At 32.4% G+C, this 17265-nt stretch carries 21 protein-coding genes and 1 riboswitch; of the genes, 7 read left to right on the top strand and 14 right to left on the bottom strand.

Annotated elements, in window-relative coordinates; all coding sequences use genetic code 11:
* The first annotated feature begins 225 nt into the window (after positions 1-225).
* A complete protein-coding gene (locus tag AB671_RS19285; RefSeq protein WP_157444263.1) occupies positions 226-1050 on the top strand; it encodes a hypothetical protein in 825 nt (274 codons plus the stop codon).
* A gap of 81 nt (positions 1051-1131) precedes the next feature.
* Here the strand turns inward: AB671_RS19285 and AB671_RS19280 are convergent, their stop codons facing one another.
* The 4 genes from AB671_RS19280 to AB671_RS19265 all read right to left on the bottom strand — a co-directional run bounded on the left by AB671_RS19280 (position 1132) and on the right by AB671_RS19265 (position 3572).
* Positions 1132-1698, bottom strand: coding sequence for a multiprotein-bridging factor 1 family protein (locus tag AB671_RS19280; RefSeq protein WP_066679137.1), 567 nt, complete (start codon positions 1696-1698; stop codon positions 1132-1134).
* A 173-nt stretch (positions 1699-1871) separates the two neighbouring features.
* On the bottom strand, positions 1872-2318 hold the full coding sequence (locus AB671_RS19275; RefSeq protein WP_066679139.1) for a KTSC domain-containing protein: 447 nt from the start codon (positions 2316-2318) through the stop codon (positions 1872-1874).
* Between the two features lie 134 nt (positions 2319-2452).
* A complete protein-coding gene (locus AB671_RS23020; RefSeq protein ID WP_066679141.1) occupies positions 2453-3112 on the bottom strand; it encodes a hypothetical protein in 660 nt (219 codons plus the stop codon).
* 43 nt (positions 3113-3155) lie between these two features.
* On the bottom strand, positions 3156-3572 hold the full coding sequence (locus AB671_RS19265) for a winged helix-turn-helix transcriptional regulator (protein WP_066679143.1): 417 nt from the start codon (positions 3570-3572) through the stop codon (positions 3156-3158).
* A gap of 107 nt (positions 3573-3679) precedes the next feature.
* Here AB671_RS19265 and AB671_RS23015 point away from each other — a divergent pair, with 107 nt between their 5' ends.
* The 5 genes from AB671_RS23015 (at position 3680) to AB671_RS19245 (ending at position 7586) form a co-directional block, all read left to right on the top strand.
* On the top strand, positions 3680-4282 hold the full coding sequence (locus AB671_RS23015) for a hypothetical protein (protein ID WP_317040131.1): 603 nt from the start codon (positions 3680-3682) through the stop codon (positions 4280-4282).
* A gap of 14 nt (positions 4283-4296) precedes the next feature.
* Entirely contained in the window at positions 4297-4770 is a 474-nt protein-coding gene (locus tag AB671_RS23010) for a hypothetical protein (RefSeq protein ID WP_317040133.1), read from the top strand.
* Between the two features lie 123 nt (positions 4771-4893).
* Positions 4894-5598, top strand: a complete 705-nt coding sequence (locus tag AB671_RS19255; protein ID WP_066679147.1) for an SDR family oxidoreductase — start codon at positions 4894-4896, stop codon at positions 5596-5598.
* A gap of 210 nt (positions 5599-5808) precedes the next feature.
* Positions 5809-6573, top strand: coding sequence for an SDR family oxidoreductase (locus AB671_RS19250; protein ID WP_066679149.1), 765 nt, complete (start codon positions 5809-5811; stop codon positions 6571-6573).
* Positions 6574-6584: 11 nt separating this feature from the next.
* Positions 6585-7586 (top strand): NADP-dependent oxidoreductase, encoded by a 1002-nt coding sequence (locus tag AB671_RS19245; RefSeq protein ID WP_066679151.1) that lies wholly within the window; start codon positions 6585-6587, stop codon positions 7584-7586.
* Between the two features lie 41 nt (positions 7587-7627).
* Here AB671_RS19245 and metE read toward each other — a convergent pair whose 3' ends face one another.
* Entirely contained in the window at positions 7628-9952 is a 2325-nt protein-coding gene (metE, locus tag AB671_RS19240; protein ID WP_066679152.1) for a 5-methyltetrahydropteroyltriglutamate--homocysteine S-methyltransferase, read from the bottom strand.
* A 406-nt stretch (positions 9953-10358) separates the two neighbouring features.
* Positions 10359-10544, bottom strand: a riboswitch (cobalamin riboswitch).
* Positions 10545-10697: 153 nt separating this feature from the next.
* On the opposite strand from metE, the gene AB671_RS19235 reads away from it, so the two are divergent.
* Positions 10698-11159, top strand: coding sequence for an Lrp/AsnC family transcriptional regulator (locus AB671_RS19235; RefSeq protein WP_066679153.1), 462 nt, complete (start codon positions 10698-10700; stop codon positions 11157-11159).
* 129 nt (positions 11160-11288) lie between these two features.
* Here AB671_RS19235 and AB671_RS19230 read toward each other — a convergent pair whose 3' ends face one another.
* From AB671_RS19230 to AB671_RS19190, 9 genes are all read right to left on the bottom strand, one after another.
* The gene (locus AB671_RS19230) at positions 11289-11669 is read right to left on the bottom strand and encodes a VOC family protein (protein WP_066679155.1); all 381 of its coding nucleotides are present in this window, start codon (positions 11667-11669) and stop codon (positions 11289-11291) included.
* 23 nt (positions 11670-11692) lie between these two features.
* Positions 11693-12355, bottom strand: a complete 663-nt coding sequence (locus AB671_RS19225; RefSeq protein ID WP_066679156.1) for a hypothetical protein — start codon at positions 12353-12355, stop codon at positions 11693-11695.
* A gap of 2 nt (positions 12356-12357) precedes the next feature.
* A complete protein-coding gene (locus AB671_RS19220) occupies positions 12358-12930 on the bottom strand; it encodes a hypothetical protein (RefSeq protein WP_157444262.1) in 573 nt (190 codons plus the stop codon).
* Positions 12931-12991: 61 nt separating this feature from the next.
* Complete coding sequence (locus tag AB671_RS19215; protein ID WP_066679158.1) at positions 12992-13585, bottom strand: hypothetical protein; 594 nt, start codon at positions 13583-13585, stop codon at positions 12992-12994.
* A gap of 20 nt (positions 13586-13605) precedes the next feature.
* On the bottom strand, positions 13606-14178 hold the full coding sequence (locus tag AB671_RS19210) for a hypothetical protein (protein ID WP_066679163.1): 573 nt from the start codon (positions 14176-14178) through the stop codon (positions 13606-13608).
* A 28-nt stretch (positions 14179-14206) separates the two neighbouring features.
* Positions 14207-14788 (bottom strand): GDP-mannose pyrophosphatase NudK, encoded by a 582-nt coding sequence (nudK, locus tag AB671_RS19205; RefSeq protein ID WP_066679166.1) that lies wholly within the window; start codon positions 14786-14788, stop codon positions 14207-14209.
* A gap of 197 nt (positions 14789-14985) precedes the next feature.
* The gene (locus AB671_RS19200) at positions 14986-15891 is read right to left on the bottom strand and encodes a TIGR01777 family oxidoreductase (protein ID WP_066679167.1); all 906 of its coding nucleotides are present in this window, start codon (positions 15889-15891) and stop codon (positions 14986-14988) included.
* 14 nt (positions 15892-15905) lie between these two features.
* Complete coding sequence (locus AB671_RS19195; RefSeq protein WP_175623159.1) at positions 15906-16247, bottom strand: DUF2116 family Zn-ribbon domain-containing protein; 342 nt, start codon at positions 16245-16247, stop codon at positions 15906-15908.
* 2 nt (positions 16248-16249) lie between these two features.
* Positions 16250-16846 carry an HPP family protein gene (locus AB671_RS19190; protein ID WP_066679171.1) on the bottom strand — a complete coding sequence of 199 codons (597 nt, stop codon included), beginning with the start codon at positions 16844-16846 and terminating at the stop codon, positions 16250-16252.
* Positions 16847-17265: the final 419 nt, after the last annotated feature.

Here is a 17265-nt window from a genome sequence, read left to right as displayed (position 1 = left end):
CAAACTTCTAGAAAGAAGAGAACATTATATCCTGGTTTTAAAAAAAAACAGAAAAAAATTATGTACAGAAAATTATCCTTATTACTATTTTTTATTTTTATTTACAATTCTACATTCTCCCAGGAAAAATACGAAGACAGTATAAAAAAGGTTATTGAAAAAGACTTTGTAAACCTTAAGGCAATAGATTTCAAAAATTTAGTTCCTTTTGAAACTGAAAAAGGGATGGGGTATTTAAACTCAAAAAACAATAAAATAGTTGTACTGCCAAATTATTACAAATTAGATTTTGCCAAACCAAATTTAAGAGGAAATTATAACGATATTGCTTATTTTGAGATAAACAATAAGACAAAAAAAATGGAAGTATTTCTGCAAAATTGGCAAATTTTTGAAGACTCTTCGACAAAAAATCCTATTAAAAAAAGTTACTCAAAAGGGTTTTATGTGGTTAATAATTCCATTTTTTCTTTTTCAGACAGTTATACCTACTGTCCTTATTTATTCAAATATAAAAATGAAGATTTTGCTATCGCTATTAAGGATAATAAATATGCAGTAATAAAACCAAATGGCGAAACTTTAAAAAATCTAGATTTTGAGTATTCGCATTTAGACCTTATAAATATAGGAAATGACAATATTTGGTTCAAGTACAAAACTGTAGGGGAAGAGCAGGGGTTTATAAATATGGATGGAGAAAAAAGCCTCATCAATCATGTAATCAGCAACAGCAGAAGTCAAACAGAAGGTTATTTCTCATTTATTGATACAGAACATTCTACAAAAATAAAATATTATGGATATTCTATCGAATCAAATGATGAATTGTATGGAGTATTAGATTTGTTAAAAATGAATTGGGTAATTAAACCTCAAAAAGTCTTTAAAATCGATGAAATTAACTACGCAACGGATAAGGATTTGGGCGAGAAATATGATTTAGAAGATAGAAAAAAAATAAAATTTTATTTTTTAGTTCGTGACGAGAAAAAAGAAATACCATATTACATTGATGACAAGTTACAAAAATATGTACCTAAAAAATAAAACGAGATATAATCGCCGTTTGGTAATAGTGAATAACACTACTGAATAGGTTTGCTGTGCGAAGCTTTTGCGCTCACATCATTATTTAATAATAAAATTAGAATTCTTTAGAATCAATGAATCTCCGTAAAACAAAGTAATCAGACCAATAGAAAGGCATGGCAATAAACCGCTCACAAAAGCTGTTGGAAATCCTACTGTAATAATAGCTAAGATAATATAAACCAAAAAGCCGCTTCCGAATTTCAAAAGCCTTTGCGTTCTGCTTATTTTTAAGGTGAAAAACACAATGCAAATGGGTATTAAAAAACTTAACAATAGCCCCGCAAATCTGGAATTTAAATTAGCCTCAGAATCCAAGGTCATCCATCCGATAATGGTCATTAATGTAAGGTTTGTAATCACTAAAGAAAAATACCTAAATCCTATTTCGATAAAATTTGATGATTTTACACTTACTTCTGCTTTTGGAACAGCGATTTCCAACGTATCGCAGATCAACTTCAATGTACTTTCTCTTGGTACGTTTTCGTTATTTTCAATTCGTTGAATGGTTCTTAAATTAACTTTTGAAAAATCAGCAAGTTGTTCCTGCGTTAAATCTTTCTTCTTTCTTGAAGACGTGATAATTTCGCCAATTGAGTCCATTTATTTTTTTTTCAAAATTAGTTTTTTACAGCATGATAATCGTTAAAAAATGCACGACAAATCTGCGACATTTGCTTTGCCGTACGCGTTTAATCAAATTTTGAATAGTATTCTTAATAAAAAAGACTTCCGGAATCAACCGAAAGTCTTCATTTATTTTAAAATAACAGATATTAATCTACCATTACTTCACCAGATTTTCTAAAGGTATAATTCCCATAGATATGTCTTCTTGCGAAACGGCTTGGTGAATCTGCATTCACCATTTTGATATACGTATTTCTTGGAACACCAATATATTCAAACATTTTACCATTCAAGTGCTGAACTTTTAGAATAGATTTCTCCAAATAAAAATCAGTAATGATCGAAGTAGTGATCGTTTCTGTGTATTCTTCTTTGTATTTTTCCTGCGTTTCAGGGTTGATGCTTACCAAAAAATGATAGGCCTCAATCACAGATTTGCTTTTTTCTTCTGCAGCCAGTTTTCCTTCTTCATCATTCACAAATTTATCAGGATGCGTATCTTTCATCACATTTCTGTAAATTGTTTTCAAATCTTTCAAAGTAGCGGTATTGTCTACCTCAAGAAGTTTTCTGTAATCACCTATTTTTTTCATAACGTACAATCCTTATTTCGGGGTGCAAAATTAAGAATTTAAATTGAGAAAACCGTAAGTTTTTGATTATTAATTTATTTGAGATTAAAAAGATATGTTTAAATTAAGATTTGAGAAAGTTTAATAATACTAAATTAAACTTTTATTAGTTTTTCATTAACAACTTTAATAATTTTTCCGGTAGCAATTAATTGTAAATTTTCATATAGCTTGAAACCCATTCCTACTTTTATTTTTCCATGAAAATATGTTTGAGATAGGATATCTATTTCTGCATTCACTATATCTCCAGGGAAAGCATAATTTGTCCCAATATAAATTTGACGAGCAGAAGTTTTGTAATCATCAAAGTTGAAAACCAATTGACATCTATAATCACTTTTTACATAATTTTTTCTCCCTCCTTCACTTTCTTTTTTTAAATGAATTTTAGCTATAAAATCACATTTTGAATTGTCAGTTTCTAATTTATTCTCATGAAAATATTCATAAGCATAACCTTCTAAATCTCCACCTTCAGAAATTAGATTGTCTTCTTCATCATAAATTTTAAGGGATTCTTGTGAATCTCCAATACTTGCCGAACCATCCAAACCAAGCAAAATTGTATAAAAGGTATCATCTAAAAGATAAGAAATGATTTTTTTAAATTTTTCAGTTTCGATCTCATTTAAATTTAATTCTTCAATTTTATTTGAAACAAGACTTCTATATTCTGTTTGATTATCAAAACTTGATTTGAGAATATTTTGTTTTTCTAAATAGAAATTTTTTACGAATTCTTCAGAAGTCATAGCATTTTTTTCAAATATATATTTTTTAACAAGACCCCATCAGTCACAAAACCTCTCTCTTCAATTCCTCAATTTTCTCCTCAATAAACCCCGCTTTATCCTTTTTCACCTCATTCAAAATCATCTTTTGGATTTCAGGGATTTCAGAATATTTTTCTGCCCAAAGATTAATTTCTATCAATAGCGGTAGTAGATCAATGCCTTTTTCGGTAAGTTTATATAAAACTTTAGCTTTACTATCAGGATGATCTTGTTTGCTGATGATGCCATTTTCTTCAAGCATCAAAAGACGTGAAGCTAAAATATTTGTCGCTATTTTTTCGTCAGATTTTAGAAATTCTCCGTAAGTACACTGTTTTGCAAACATTAAATCTCTCACAATCAACAACGACCATTTGTCACCCCATACGTCTAATGAGCTGCTGATAGGGCAATCTGATCTCTTTTTTGAATTGGACATAAAATTATTTTTAAATAATTAAATAAAATTACTTGCATTTTGAAAGTGATTTGTAGATTTGTACTTGCAAAACGCAAGCAAATTTACCGAATTAAATTTAAAATACAATGGAAAACATTCTTTTTGATGCTTACAAGAGCAAAAACTTAGATTTTAAAAACCGTATTGTAATGGCTCCCATGACCAGAAGCCGTTCAGATAATCGGGAGAATAAAGCAACCGAACTAACTGCAAAGTATTATCAACAAAGAGCTACTGCAGGTTTAATTATTACAGAAGGTACTTTCATCAGTCCCGAAGCGGTCGGTGTAATCAATGTTCCCGCAATCTATAGCCCAGAACAAATCGAAGGTTGGAAACTCACCACAGAAGCAGTTCACAAAGAAGGCGGAAAGATTTTCGCACAGCTTTGGCATACAGGCGCTTATTCTCATCCGAATTTGCATAATGGTAAAAAACCTATGGCTCCGTCAAACGTCAATCCTCAACAACAGGTTTTTACAGCTCAAGGTTTTCAGACAAGTGAAGAGCCTCAGCCAATGACTACAGAAGATATCAAACAAACCGTAAATGATTTCAAACAGGCGGCTCTTAATGCTTTCGAGGCTGGCTTTGATGGAGTAGAGCTTCATGGTGCAAACGGTTATTTGCTTCAACATTTTTTTGAAAAAATTCCAATCTCCGCAACGACGAATATGGTGGTTCAGTAGAAAACAGAGCAAGAATTCTTTTCGAAATTCTGGATGCCATCAAAGAAATCGCAGATTTACAAAAAGTGGCACTTCGTTTAAATCCTTCGCTCAACGGCATTATGGGGATTTTAGTCGACGATGAAACCATTGAACTTTACAATTACATCGTCACTCGTCTCAACGAGTACGATTTGGCATATTTGCATTTAATAGAGCCTTTTACAGATGTTTCAGATAATTCTTATGCCATCCAGGAAGTCGCAAAACATTTTCGAAAAATCTACAACGGAACCATCATTATCAACCGTGGTTTCAACAAAAAAACTGCCACAAAAGTATTACAAGATGGCTATGCAGATTTGGTTTCTTTCGGCACTCCTTTTATTGCCAATCCCGATTTGGTAGAGCGTTTCAAGAGCGATGCACCACTCAATCAACCCGATCAGGCAACTTTTTATACGCCTGGAGAAAAGGGCTATACCGATTATCCGACTCTTAACAACTAAAATAACTTGGGCGAACGAACGGGCTTTCCGCTATATCTTTTGTTTCACAAAAGGATGTCGCTGCAATCCCTGTCGCAAATTCGACCTTAACAACAATACACAACATTTAAACAAAACAAAAAAATGAAAACAACAGGTAATACAATATTCATCAGCGGCGGAAGTGCTGGAATTGGTTTAGCCATCGCAAAAAAACTCAATGCAGAAGGCAATAAAATCATCATCAACGGAAGAAATGAAGAACGTCTTCAGAATGCATTGCAGCAACTGAATAACGCTATAGCTATTCAAGGTGACCTTTCTGTAGAAGCTGACAGAGTACGCATTGCAGAAGATTTAAAAAACAATCATCCGGAAGTTAACATCATCATCAACAATGCAGGAGCAGCATTTGCCTATTTACTAAACGAAACTCAAAACGCACATGAAAAAGCAGCGATTGAAATGAACACCAATTATTTCAGCGTCATTCATTTCACAGAACTTTTGCTTCCTCATTTAATCCAAAAAACGGAAGCAGCGGTAATCAATATTTCATCAATTGCAGTTTTTGGAAGCCACAAAATGTTGCCGACTTATGGTGCAACAAAAGCAGCGTTACATAGCTACACACTTGCTTTGAGACAAACTTACGAAGAGCAACAGAATGTTCAGATTTATGAAGTCTATCCACCATTGGTAAACACAGATTTCTCAGCAGAAATAGGTGGAGCCAACGGAATTCCTCCTTCTGAAGTTGCTGACGAATTGTTTTTAGCACTCAAAAAAAATCAGTTTGATGTTCCGGTAGGAGATTCTAAACAGTTTTTTGCAAAAGATTTAGTTTAATTCGGGATAAGAAAAGTTCTCAAATAAAATTTAACCACAAAAGGCACAAAGAAAAGTCTGGAAAACACTTAAGAGCAAAAAAGCCACTGTTTATAACATTTTCCTTTTTTGAACTTTAATGAGCCAAACTATTTTTCTATGACTTTTGTGGTTGAAATAATGCGATAAAAATGTACCAACAGAGAATTTTAACTTTTAAAATATTGTAACATGGAATTAAAAGGAAAAACAATTCTGATAACAGGCGGAGCTTCCGGAATTGGATTGGAAGCTGCTAAACAGTTTTTAGAGATTGGAGCCAAAGTTATTATTACAGGTAGAAATCAAGTTAAACTTGATACAGCAAAAAAACAATTTCCAGCTCTTATTACTGTAAAAAGCGATGTTTCTGTAGCTGAAGATGCAGCGTTGCTTTTTAATAAAGTCTTAGAAATAGGTGGAATTGATATTCTATACAATAATGCAGGAGTTGGTGTTCCGGCAATTAACTTAGGGGTTCCAAACGAAAAACATTTTGAAAATGCGGTTTACGAAATGGAAGTCAATTATCTCGGCGTAATTCGATTAAATAATCTTTTTCTCGAAATGCTTACTTCAAGAAAAGAAGGTGCAATTATCAATACAACCTCAATTCTAAGCTACGTTCCGTCACTTCTGGAAGCAACATATTCTGCTTCTAAAACGGCATTGGCATTTTACACAAAATCGCTCCGAGAACATCTGCGGATTATCAATAGTAAAGTAAAAATATTTGAGCTGCTTCCTCCAGTCGTTGATACTGAAATGACAGTTTCCAGAACAGACAAAAAAATGACAACGGAAGAGTTGGTAAAAGGTTTGATTTTCGGCTTAAAGAATGATAATTATATAATTCGAGTGGGAGATACAAAATTGGTATACTTTCTCAACAGGTTTTTCCCTAAATTAACATTTGGATTGGTAAATCCTAAGAAATCAGAGCAGTATCTTAAATAAAAATTGAAATTATGAAAGCATTTAGCATCAGTCGTTACAAGAAAAACAGTGAGCTCAAGCTTGCAGATATGCCCGAACCGATTGTGAGAGAAGATGAGGTTTTAGTCGAAATTTATGCGGCGAGTGTTAATCTTTTAGATTCAAAAATAAAAAGCGGAGAATTTAAACTGATTTTACCTTACAAAATGCCACTTATTTTAGGTCACGATGTTGCCGGAGTGATTATAAAAGTAGGTTCCAGAGTTAAGAACTTCAAAGTTGGAGACGAGATTTATGCAAGACCATCAGATTTTCATATAGGAACTTTTGCCGAATTTATTTCTATCAATGAAAAAGATGTTGCCTTAAAACCTAACAATTTGACGATGGAAGAAGCGGCCTCAATTCCTTTGGTTGGTTTAACGGCTTGGCAGGCGTTAGTCGAAAAATCGAAGGTTCAAAAAGGCCAGAAAGTTTTTATTCAGGCAGGCTCCGGTGGAGTGGGAACTTTTGCAATTCAGTTGGCAAAACATCTCGGTGCAACGGTAGCAACAACTGCCAGTGAAAAAAGTTTTGATTTTTTGAAAAATCTCGGTGCAGATGTACTGATTGATTATAAAAAACAAAATTTTGAAGATGTATTAATCGATTATGATGTGGTATTAAACAGTCAAGATTCTAAAACACTTGAAAAATCTTTTGAAATAGTAAAGTCTCAGGGTAAAATTATCTCGATTTCCGGACCGCCGACTCCAGTTTTTGCAGAAGAATTTAATCTGCCATGGTATGTCAAATTTGTTACTAAATTATTGAGTAGTAAAGTCAGAAAAATAGCTAAAAAACAAAATGTTAATTATTCATTTCTTTTCATGAAAGCCAATGGAAAGCAATTAGCAGAAATTACAAAAGTGATAGAATCCGGAAAAATAAAACCTGTAATTGATAAAGTTTTTCCTTTCCAAAATACAAATGAAGCGGTAAAATATGTAGAAAGTGGTCGTGCGAAAGGAAAAGTAGTTATCAAAATGAAATAATTTTAAAAAAGCAGGAGCATTACAACTCCTGCCTAAATAATTTATTGAACTAAATTTCTTTCATTTTCAAAAGTTTCAGCCGCTTCTTTTGAAGCTTCCACCATCGCAATCAATGCTTTTTCCGTTTCATCCCAATGACGGGTTTTTAAACCACAATCAGGATTTACCCAAAGTTGCTGTGCAGGAATTACGGCTTGTGCTTTTTTCAGCAATTCCACCATTTCCTCTTTGGATGGAACTCTCGGTGAGTGAATATCATAAACTCCTGGACCAATCTCGTTTGGATATTTGAAATCTGCAAAAGCATTCAACAATTCCATCTGGCTTCTAGAGCATTCTATAGTAATTACGTCAGCATCCATATCGGCGATATTTTGGATGATGTCATTAAATTCAGAGTAACACATGTGCGTATGAATTTGTGTCGCATCTTCCACACCGCTTGCCGAAATTCTAAAAGCTTCAACAGCCCATTTTAGATAATTTTGCCAGTCGGATTTTCTCAACGGAAGACCTTCACGAATTGCCGGTTCATCAATCTGGATAATTCTGATTCCCGCTTTTTCCAAATCATTGACCTCATCACGAATCGCCAAAGCAATTTGTTTGCAAGTCGTCGAACGAGGTTGGTCGTCACGAACGAAAGACCATTGAAGAATTGTCACAGGACCCGTCAACATTCCTTTTACCCATTTTTGAGTTAAAGATTGTGCATATTCCGACCAATAAACCGTCATCGGATTTGGTCTGTGAACATCTCCAAAAATCACAGGCGGCTTCACGCAACGGCTTCCGTAACTTTGAACCCATCCATTTTGAGTGAATGCAAATCCGGCCAATTGTTCCCCAAAATATTCTACCATATCGTTTCGCTCAAATTCTCCGTGAACCAAAACATCGATTCCGATTTCTTCCTGCCAGCGAATCGTTCTTTCGGTTTCCTGTTTCAATAAAGTGTCGTATTGTTCGGCATTTAATTCTCCTTTTTTGAATTTTGAACGCCAGTTTCTCACTTCTTTCGTTTGCGGAAATGAACCAATTGTTGTCGTCGGAAATAAAGGTAGATTCAACACTTTTTGCTGAGTTTCTTTCCTGACATTGAACGGCGAATTTCTTTGCGCATCTTCTTCAGTCGTTATATCAACACGATTTTTTATATCCTGATTATGAATTAATATTGAGGTTTTACGGTTTTCAATTGCCTTTTTGTTTTCAGCTAATTCCTGTAAAGTATTATAATCCGGATTTTCTGAAGCTAATTTTTTTAAATTAACAATCTCAACAACTTTTTGTTTTGCAAAAGCCATCCATTGTTTGATTTCCGGAGATAAAATATCTGCATTTTTCTCAGAATCAAGGTCGAAAGGAGAGTGGAGTAATGAACAAGACGGAGCGATGAAAACTCTTTCAGAACCAATTTTTTCGATTGCTTTTTTTATGAATTTTAAAGACTGACTGAAATCATTTTTCCAGATATTTCTTCCGTCGACAATTCCTAAAGATAAACTTAAAGTTTCCGGAATTGTATTTAAAACTTCATCCAATTGTTCAGGACAACGAACCAAATCAACATGCAAAACATCGATCGGAAGGGAAGTTGCCAAAGAAATATTGTCTTTTAATCCTTCAAAATAAGTAGCCACAATAAATTTAAGTTTCGGGAATTGTTTTCTGATTTCCGCATAAATAAACTGATAAGTTTCTTTCTCTTTTTCAGTTAAATCTAAAGCTAAAAACGGCTCATCAAACTGAATATATTCCGCACCATGATTTTCTAGTTCTTTTAAAATTTGAATATAAACTGGAAGCAAGTTTTTAGCTAAATCTAATTTATCAAAACCTTCTTCTTTCCCTTTTCCTAATAATAAATAAGTCAATAAACCGATGATTACAGGTTTTGCATTGATTCCTGATTGTTTTGCGCTGATGAATTCCTGAATGATTTTATTGGAAAATAACTTAAACTCCTGATTTTTCTGAAATTCAGGAACGATGTAGTGATAATTGGTATCAAACCATTTCGTCATTTCCATTGCGGTAATATCCAATCCATCTTTCTGAAAACCTCTTGCCATCGCAAAATAAAGATCGGTTTCAGATTTTCTTAAGGCAATTTCCTGATAACGTTCCGGAATGGCTCCGACCGTCAAAGTCATATCCAAAACCTGATCATAATATGAAAAATCATTGCATGGAATAAGGTCAATTCCTGCTTCCTGCTGCAGTTTCCAGTTGTTTTGAGTGATGGTTTTTCCGACTTCTAATAATTCGTCTAAAACAGTTTTGCCTGACCAATATTGCTCGCAGGCTTTTTTGAGTTCTCTGTTGCTACCAATACGCGGATAGCCAAGAATGTGCGTTTGCATTTTCTTTTAAACTTTTTAATTAAACAATAGTTGTAAAGTTCTTTTTGAATGCTTCGCAATGCTGTCTTAGAAAGAAATTTTAAGGAATAGAGTAGATACAATAATGACGTAATTTATTCCTTTAATAAAAAGAATTGGCTTAAACTTTTTTATTTTTTGACGCAAAGTTTTAATTCAATATTCTTTATATATTAAGAAAGCAAAGAGTTAATCAATAAATTGATTTTATGAAGCTAACGTTAACAATAAGCTTCATCAGCGATTCATCGCTATTCTTTGTTCCTTAAAAATAAGAAGTCATCATAAAAAATCTTTGCGTTTAAAAAAACAATATTAATTTGAAATTTTAAACCAAAATATATTCAAAAGTATCATCTACTGATCCAAAAACTCCAATTCGCGAGAGCATTGACCATTCGGAATAGGCAGGTCTCCTGACTTGTAACGGTTTTTGTCATCCTTCCCGTTTTCACAGTGGATATTCTCGGACAAAAACTTTTGGTGTGTTACTTACAGTTGCGCGACAGTTCGTGATTCTCACACGATTCCCTATTAATTTACTTTACGTAAAACCTTTTCCGCTTGATGAAGTATGTGAAAGAACAATTTCTTTGGTAAAGATAGTGTTAAAGTGAATTGATTGGTTTTAATTTAAAAATAAAGGATACTGTTCTTTTTATTTTAATTATAAAAGAAATTTATTCTTTAAATTTGAAATTTGTAATCTAAAAAAGAATATTATTCTGTGGAAAGACTTGATGAAAAGGATTTACAGCTATTAAGAATCCTACAAAAAAACGCAAAACTGACCGTAAAAGAGTTAGCCAAAGAAGTAAACCTTTCTGCGTCACCTGTTTTTGAACGGATGAAAAGACTGGAACAGGAAGGGTATATCAAGCATTATGCAGCCGTTTTGGAAGCTGAAAAACTTAATCGTGGATTCACCGTTTTCTGCCAAATTAAACTCAAAATTCATGACCGTTCTGTAGGAAATCAGTTTGTGGAAGATATTCTGAAGATTGATGAGGTGGCAGAATGTTATAATATTTCAGGCGATTTTGATTTCTTACTCAAAGTTCAGGTAAGAGATATGAAGCATTATCAGGATTTTGTTTTTAATAAATTGGGTTCTGTAGATTCTATCGGAAGTACACACAGTACTTTTGTGATGGCGGAAGTGAAGAATATTCATGGAGTGAGTATTTAGAAATTTTTCTGAAGCATGTTTGTCATTCCTTTAGGAATCTAAGCATGAATTCTTTCATTCTTATTTCTAGATTCTTTCAGGATGAGAAAGTGTGAGAAGGTTAATTTTTAAGGTAAAATGAGAAGTAAATTATAGATAATTACTCACCTCTATCAAATTCAAATCAGGATCTCTGAAATAAACCGATTTAATCTTTCCAGTCGCTCCAGTTCTTTCTACAATTCCTTCGATGATCTCTATATTTTTCTGTTGTAGTTCTTCTAAAACATCCTCAATATTGGTTTCTGCAATAAAGCATAAATCTGCTGAACCTGAGGTTGGATATTCAGCTTTAGGTTCAAATTCTTTTCCTTTTTGATGAAGGTTTATTTTCTGATTTCCGAAGGTCAGTGCTTTTCTGCTATCTCCAAATGTTACAACTTCAAAACCTAAAATGTTGGTGTAGAAATCTATCGTTTTATCAATGTTTGCAACGGTTAAGACAAGATGGTCAATGTTGTTTATTTTCATTTTTTAAATTTTAAAACTCCCTTTTAATAAATATATTCAGTATCATTATTTTTAATCTTAATGTCTTCATTTCCGGGTTTTAGCAAAAGAGAATCAGAATCAAACTTAAAATGAATGGCATTTTTATTTTCGTGAATTTTGAGAACATCAGTCATTGAAGTTTCCATATCAAAAGGTTCTAAGTCAATATTTCCAACGTATTTTACAGAATTGTTTTCAAGCAGAAAAACTTCGCCACCAAAAAAATATTCAAAAGCTAATTGACAGACGATGAGTATTTTGTTGTCAGACTTGTTCTTGTAAAAATGAGATTGGTACAGATATGTATCTCCGCCACCTTGTCCTTTAAAAATGATCTCATTTTTATTATTCAACACCAAAAGTCTTTGTCCGTTATCTTTTTCTGTATCGGGAGCAACTGTTTTGCCGTCTACAGGATTATAATATCCTGTAACAAATTTGGTCTGATCGTAAGAATAAGAGCTTATCACCTCAAATCCTTTTATCTTCACATTAGAAATACTGTCTGGTTTGAATTCTAAGTAATCAATTTCTGGATCTGAAATTTTCACATCAATATTTACATTTTCTGGTTTAGAACTTTGAATTGATGATGCTTTCTCGGATTCTTTAGTGCAACGAACTAAAGTTAATGAACATAATAAAATTGCGAAATATGTTTTCATTCTTATTTGATCAATTTTTGTGTTTTTTCAATTTTAAAAGCCGAAAAAATAATTAAAACGGTGTTGATAAGCACTAAATAAAATCCAACTTTAAGCTGATTAAAATCTTCAAGAATGTCAGAACTATAAAAGAGAATCATTGAGGTTATCAAAAATAATATATTCAAAATTCCTAAAATCTTAATAAGTTGGATTCGTTTAAAAAAGGAAAAAACAAGCATGCAAATTGTTGAAATAAAAATAAACAAAAGACTTAACAAGGCATAAAATGATTGATCATAAAATACCGAAGAATCTGATTTTGTATCCTTATTTACAAAACCTAGATCTAGTAATCCATAAAAGCTATAAGTGAATTTTTCTTTACTTTCCTCAATATTTTCTTTTCGTTCATCAAGCGTTTTTTGCAAAAGTTTTTCGTTGCTAGCTTTAGATACGTTATTTTCAGGTAAAACTTCTGAAATTACGGGATCCAATTTTTCAATAGATGAGTTTGAACAGGTGCGTAAAAAGGGAAGGCAAAACAATAGAAAGCTCAGTAAAATTAGGGTTCTTAGAGTAAAGATGTTTTTCATTGAGGTTATTTGGTTTATTCTATATCAATATAGCAAAATGATAAATTTATGTTTGAATAAATTATTTCAAATTACGATTCGTGTGATAGATGGATGCAAGTTCTTCGGTAGGGATTCTAACTGAATTTACATCATAGATATTGAAGCTTATCGACTGATGATCTTCATAAGTTTCAGCATAAAAAAGTAGTGCATATTTATTATTTCTAAAATAGATTGGTTTCGAAAAACTATAAACAATTGAGCACATCAATTGTTCTTCTTTGGTTGGAAAATATTGTATCAAACCATGACCGATGATCAGATCTTTAAAATATAAAGCTTTAGAATTTGGAAACAAATGATCGTTCCATACAAAAGTCTTTAACTTATTTAGTTCTGAAATAAGGTATTCCCGCTCAGATCTAGAAATAGATAAGTAATTCTTCTTACCATGATCTTTTTCGAACTTATTTGTTTTCGTTAAAATTTCTATAGCTTGATCAATTGATTCACCATCAATATCTTTTGTGTAATATAAACTGTCGCATTTTACATTTCCATAACTTTCTCTACTCTTCATTTCTAAAGGGATATCAAAATAATCAAACTTTTCTTGACTTGAAAATAAATTAAAACTTGAAATTAAAATGATTAAAATAAATTTTTGTTTCATTTTTTTACAATTTGTTTGATCTATTCAGTATCAATATACGTCAGTTTTGCCCCTTTAATAAATTCTTCCAAAGAAATGTCTTTTGTAGCTTTATCATTCATCAATTCAAAAAGATAGGTTGAGGTTGTGTTTAATCGAATGTCTTTTAGTGAAACTTTAAATCTCTTTGTTTTTATGTTTGAGTTAAAAAAAGTCAGTTCAGAAGTGTTGCTCAGCTTGATATTATTCACATCAAAAGAAGCTTTTGGATCTTTCTGAAGTTTCAAAAACCTTTTCTGTGTTTTATCGGTCGACTCATCCAGGAATTTCTGCATTTGATAATCGGTTAAAAGCTGCGGATAGATCAGGCCTTCTTTCAGAATTGTAGCCGTGATCTTATCGCCTTTATCATAATAAACTGTTTTATTATCAAACTGTATCAGATTATCTTTTACAAGAATTTTACCTGCAAATTTTTTATAATTTTTCTTTTTATAATCGGTTTTAAAATGCTCAACGATGGCAGCATCTTTCGTGGTCAATTTTTCATTTTTCTGGGCAAAAAAATTGGAAGAAAGCAATAGTGAAAGACCAATTGTGAATATAAATTTCATAATACTTTAGATTTTTGGATTTAAATATTTACAGAATATTTTTCAGACGAAGATGCTGTAAAAGCATAATGGTTTTGGCATCTTTTATTTCGCCATTATCAATCATAGAAAGGGTGTCATCAAACTGAAGCTGTAAAACTTCGATGTTTTCGCCTTCCTCTTCCAATCCGCCACCTTCGTTTATTTTCATATCATCAGAATATTCAGCAATAAAAAAGTGTAAAATTTCTGTTACCGAACCGGGCGACATATAAGCTTCAAATATTTTTTCTACTTTCGAAATTTTATAACCCGTTTCTTCTTCAGTTTCTCTTTTAATACAATCTTCGGGATTATCGTTGTCTAAAAGTCCGGCACAAGCTTCAATCAACATTCCGTCTGGATTTCCGTTGATATACGTTGGAAGACGGAATTGTCTAGTTAAAATTACATTTTTAGTATGTGTATTGTACAATAAAATAACGGCTCCGTTTCCTCTGTCATAAGCTTCCCGGCTTTGAGTTTCGGTGTGTCCGTTTTCTTTTTTTATATTGAAGGTTACTTTTTTTAAAGTGTACCAGTTATCAGATAAGATTTCTGTTTTCTCGATACTTACATTCGTCTCTTGCATTCTATATTGTATATCTTTTTATTTTAATGATAATTTTTATTAAAAAACTCTGTGTTCTTTGTTAAGTGAAACGCCTTTGCCTCAATTATATAATTAATTTTTTACTTGAATCGGCGAAACTTTGTTTTGCGAACTTAAAAACAGTTAGTAATTAATAAATCTTTTCGTCCTTTGCGTTTAAAAAATTAATCACGGCATTATTTTTTCAGCAAATCTTCTAAAGCCATTTTCAAATCAGGAAACTGAAATTCAAAACCAGCTTTCATTATTTTTTCTGAAGAAGCTCTAGAACCTTCCAGCAAAGCGTCTGCCAATTCACCAAATATCAATTTTAAAATAAATGATGGAACATTCGGCATCAACAAGGGCTTGTTTAAAACCTTCGCAATTAACTTTGTCAAATTTTCATTCGTTGTATGTTGTGGCGCTGAAGCATTGTAAGAGCCTTCAATTTCAGGATTTTTTAAAGCAAATTCATAGATCGAACAAATATCATCAATATGAATCCACGGCATATATTGTTTTCCACTTCCAAGTGGCGACCCAACTCCAAATTGTATCGGAGTCATCATTTTTGCCAAAGCGCCTTCATTTTTAGATAAAACAACAGCAGTTCTTATTTTTACTACTCGTTCTGCTACATTTTGTCTTTTAAATTCATCAGCAGCTTTTTCCCAAACCATAACAACTTCACTTAGAAAGTCATTTCCGGGAGCATCGTTTTCAATGAAAATTTTATCTGTAGTTTTTGTTCCGTAAAAATTAATTCCGGAAGCTGAAATAAAAGATCTTAGCTTTAAATTTTTCTTTTTAAGTGTATTTAAGATCAATTTAGCAGAATCTACACGACTAGAAATCAATTCTTTTTTTCTGTCTTCTGTCCAGCGTTTTTCAGAAATATTGGCTCCTGCAAGATGAATGATATGGCTTATGTTTTCAAATGCTCGTTCATCTATTGTATTATTTTCCAGATTCCATTCAAATTCGTTTTCGGCTTTCTTTTTTCGGGTTAAAAACCGTACAGCAAAGTCTTTTTCAATTTTTTTTGAAAGTGCTTTTGCAATGGCTCCGCTTGCACCGGTGATTAATACAATTTCTTTCATTATGCTTTTTTAGATTAATTTTTTACAATAAGAACATAATCTTCTTCCAGTATTTTATAACCTTGGTCGTACACAAACTTGTATTCCGAACCGTTTTTATACACTTTTATATTGGTGAGATAATTAAAATCAAAACCTAAGCCATCTAATTTTGACTTTGCAATTTTTGTTTTTCCTTCAATATTGATCTCACTCAGAATGCGGTAGTTTTTACGGAGCTTATTATTTACATTCCGCATCAAGTTGCTCGAATCTTTATTTTGATTATTGTTATAAGCGTTTCTACAAGAATCGTTGCAGAATTTTTTGTCGGATCTTCCAATGATTTTTTCGCCGCATTCTATACATTCCATGATGATTATTTTTTCAGTTGATGTTTGTGTCTTTTATTTAAAAGTCGCTTCCATTTTGTGCTGTTGGGATAACTTCTGTGTTTGGTCATATTATTAAAAACCAAAGCCACCACAAGTAAAATTAAGCAGCCCGAAAGAACCGGAGAAAGTACATACCAATATCCCAGTTCAGGAATTTTCCCCGTTGAGCTTACAGCAATTAACGCCGTTGCTCCACCGGGTGGATGAAGCGTTTTTGTGTATTGCATGGCAACAATTGAAAAAGCAACAGCAAGTGGTGCAGAAAGCCAGATAACATCGGGAACAATTTTAAAAACGGTAACTCCGATCAATGCTGAAATTACATGTCCACCGACAAGATTTCTCGGCTGAGCGAGCGGACTTTGAATGGCTCCGTAAATCAATACACAAGAGGCTCCGAATGAACCTATTAAAAAGATATTCTCTTGTTTGAATAGATATTGAGACTGCAGAAAAGCGATCAATCCAATTCCGAAAAACGCACCCAGAAATGACCAGAAATGTTCTTTATAATCAACAAGTGTTTCTTTATAAATGACATATTTTGAAACTCTGAGCGTTCTTTTGAAAGTTTTTTTCACAATAAATTTATTTGAGATTTAAAGGTACGAAATATCCGTTTGTAAACGGGTATGAAAATAGATTGATTGAATTTCTTTAAATATTATCTTTTGTATTTAGTGAAACCTATTTTCAGTTTTTCCTTTTAATTTCTCAGATTTATCTAATTAACCTGAGTTCAGAATAAGAAATTCAACAACATCTTCTACGCAAAGATTTTAATTTTTAAGATTATTATTTTAAGGAGCAAAGAATTGCGACAAAGTCGCTGATGAAGATTGAATAAAGCGACTGCTTAATAAAAATCAATTTATTGATTCATCTTTGCTCCTTAAAATGAGATTTGAGAAAATCAAACTTTGCGTTAAACAAACAACGAATTAAGAATTAGTAGCTATCACTTAACCCGCATTTAAGTTAATTAGACATTTTTTTAATA

The organism is Chryseobacterium sp. BGARF1 (genome assembly GCF_001677955.1).
In the GTDB taxonomy this organism is placed as follows: Bacteria; Bacteroidota; Bacteroidia; order Flavobacteriales; family Weeksellaceae; genus Chryseobacterium.
Note: the sequence above shows the minus strand (reverse complement) of the source record. Positions and strands in the feature narration are given on the sequence as shown.

Excerpts from the sequence above, each read along its gene's own strand:
- AB671_RS19255 (WP_066679147.1), top strand. The coding sequence starts at position 4,894 with ATGAAAACAACAGGTAATACAATATTCATCAGCGGCGGAAGTGCTGGA.
- nudK (WP_066679166.1), bottom strand. The coding sequence starts at position 14,788 with ATGCAAGAGACGAATGTAAGTATCGAGAAAACAGAAATCTTATCTGAT.
- AB671_RS19275 (WP_066679139.1), bottom strand. The coding sequence starts at position 2,318 with ATGAAAAAAATAGGTGATTACAGAAAACTTCTTGAGGTAGACAATACC.
- AB671_RS23020 (WP_066679141.1), bottom strand. The coding sequence starts at position 3,112 with ATGACTTCTGAAGAATTCGTAAAAAATTTCTATTTAGAAAAACAAAAT.
- AB671_RS19280 (WP_066679137.1), bottom strand. The coding sequence starts at position 1,698 with ATGGACTCAATTGGCGAAATTATCACGTCTTCAAGAAAGAAGAAAGAT.
- metE (WP_066679152.1), bottom strand. The coding sequence starts at position 9,952 with ATGCAAACGCACATTCTTGGCTATCCGCGTATTGGTAGCAACAGAGAA.
- AB671_RS19200 (WP_066679167.1), bottom strand. The coding sequence starts at position 15,891 with ATGAAAGAAATTGTATTAATCACCGGTGCAAGCGGAGCCATTGCAAAA.
- AB671_RS19250 (WP_066679149.1), top strand. The coding sequence starts at position 5,809 with ATGGAATTAAAAGGAAAAACAATTCTGATAACAGGCGGAGCTTCCGGA.
- AB671_RS23015 (WP_317040131.1), top strand. The coding sequence starts at position 3,680 with ATGGAAAACATTCTTTTTGATGCTTACAAGAGCAAAAACTTAGATTTT.
- AB671_RS19210 (WP_066679163.1), bottom strand. The coding sequence starts at position 14,178 with ATGAAATTTATATTCACAATTGGTCTTTCACTATTGCTTTCTTCCAAT.
- AB671_RS19285 (WP_157444263.1), top strand. The coding sequence starts at position 226 with ATGGGGTATTTAAACTCAAAAAACAATAAAATAGTTGTACTGCCAAAT.
- AB671_RS19220 (WP_157444262.1), bottom strand. The coding sequence starts at position 12,930 with ATGAAAAACATCTTTACTCTAAGAACCCTAATTTTACTGAGCTTTCTA.
- AB671_RS19225 (WP_066679156.1), bottom strand. The coding sequence starts at position 12,355 with ATGAAAACATATTTCGCAATTTTATTATGTTCATTAACTTTAGTTCGT.
- AB671_RS19265 (WP_066679143.1), bottom strand. The coding sequence starts at position 3,572 with ATGTCCAATTCAAAAAAGAGATCAGATTGCCCTATCAGCAGCTCATTA.
- AB671_RS19245 (WP_066679151.1), top strand. The coding sequence starts at position 6,585 with ATGAAAGCATTTAGCATCAGTCGTTACAAGAAAAACAGTGAGCTCAAG.
- AB671_RS19230 (WP_066679155.1), bottom strand. The coding sequence starts at position 11,669 with ATGAAAATAAACAACATTGACCATCTTGTCTTAACCGTTGCAAACATT.
- AB671_RS19215 (WP_066679158.1), bottom strand. The coding sequence starts at position 13,585 with ATGAAACAAAAATTTATTTTAATCATTTTAATTTCAAGTTTTAATTTA.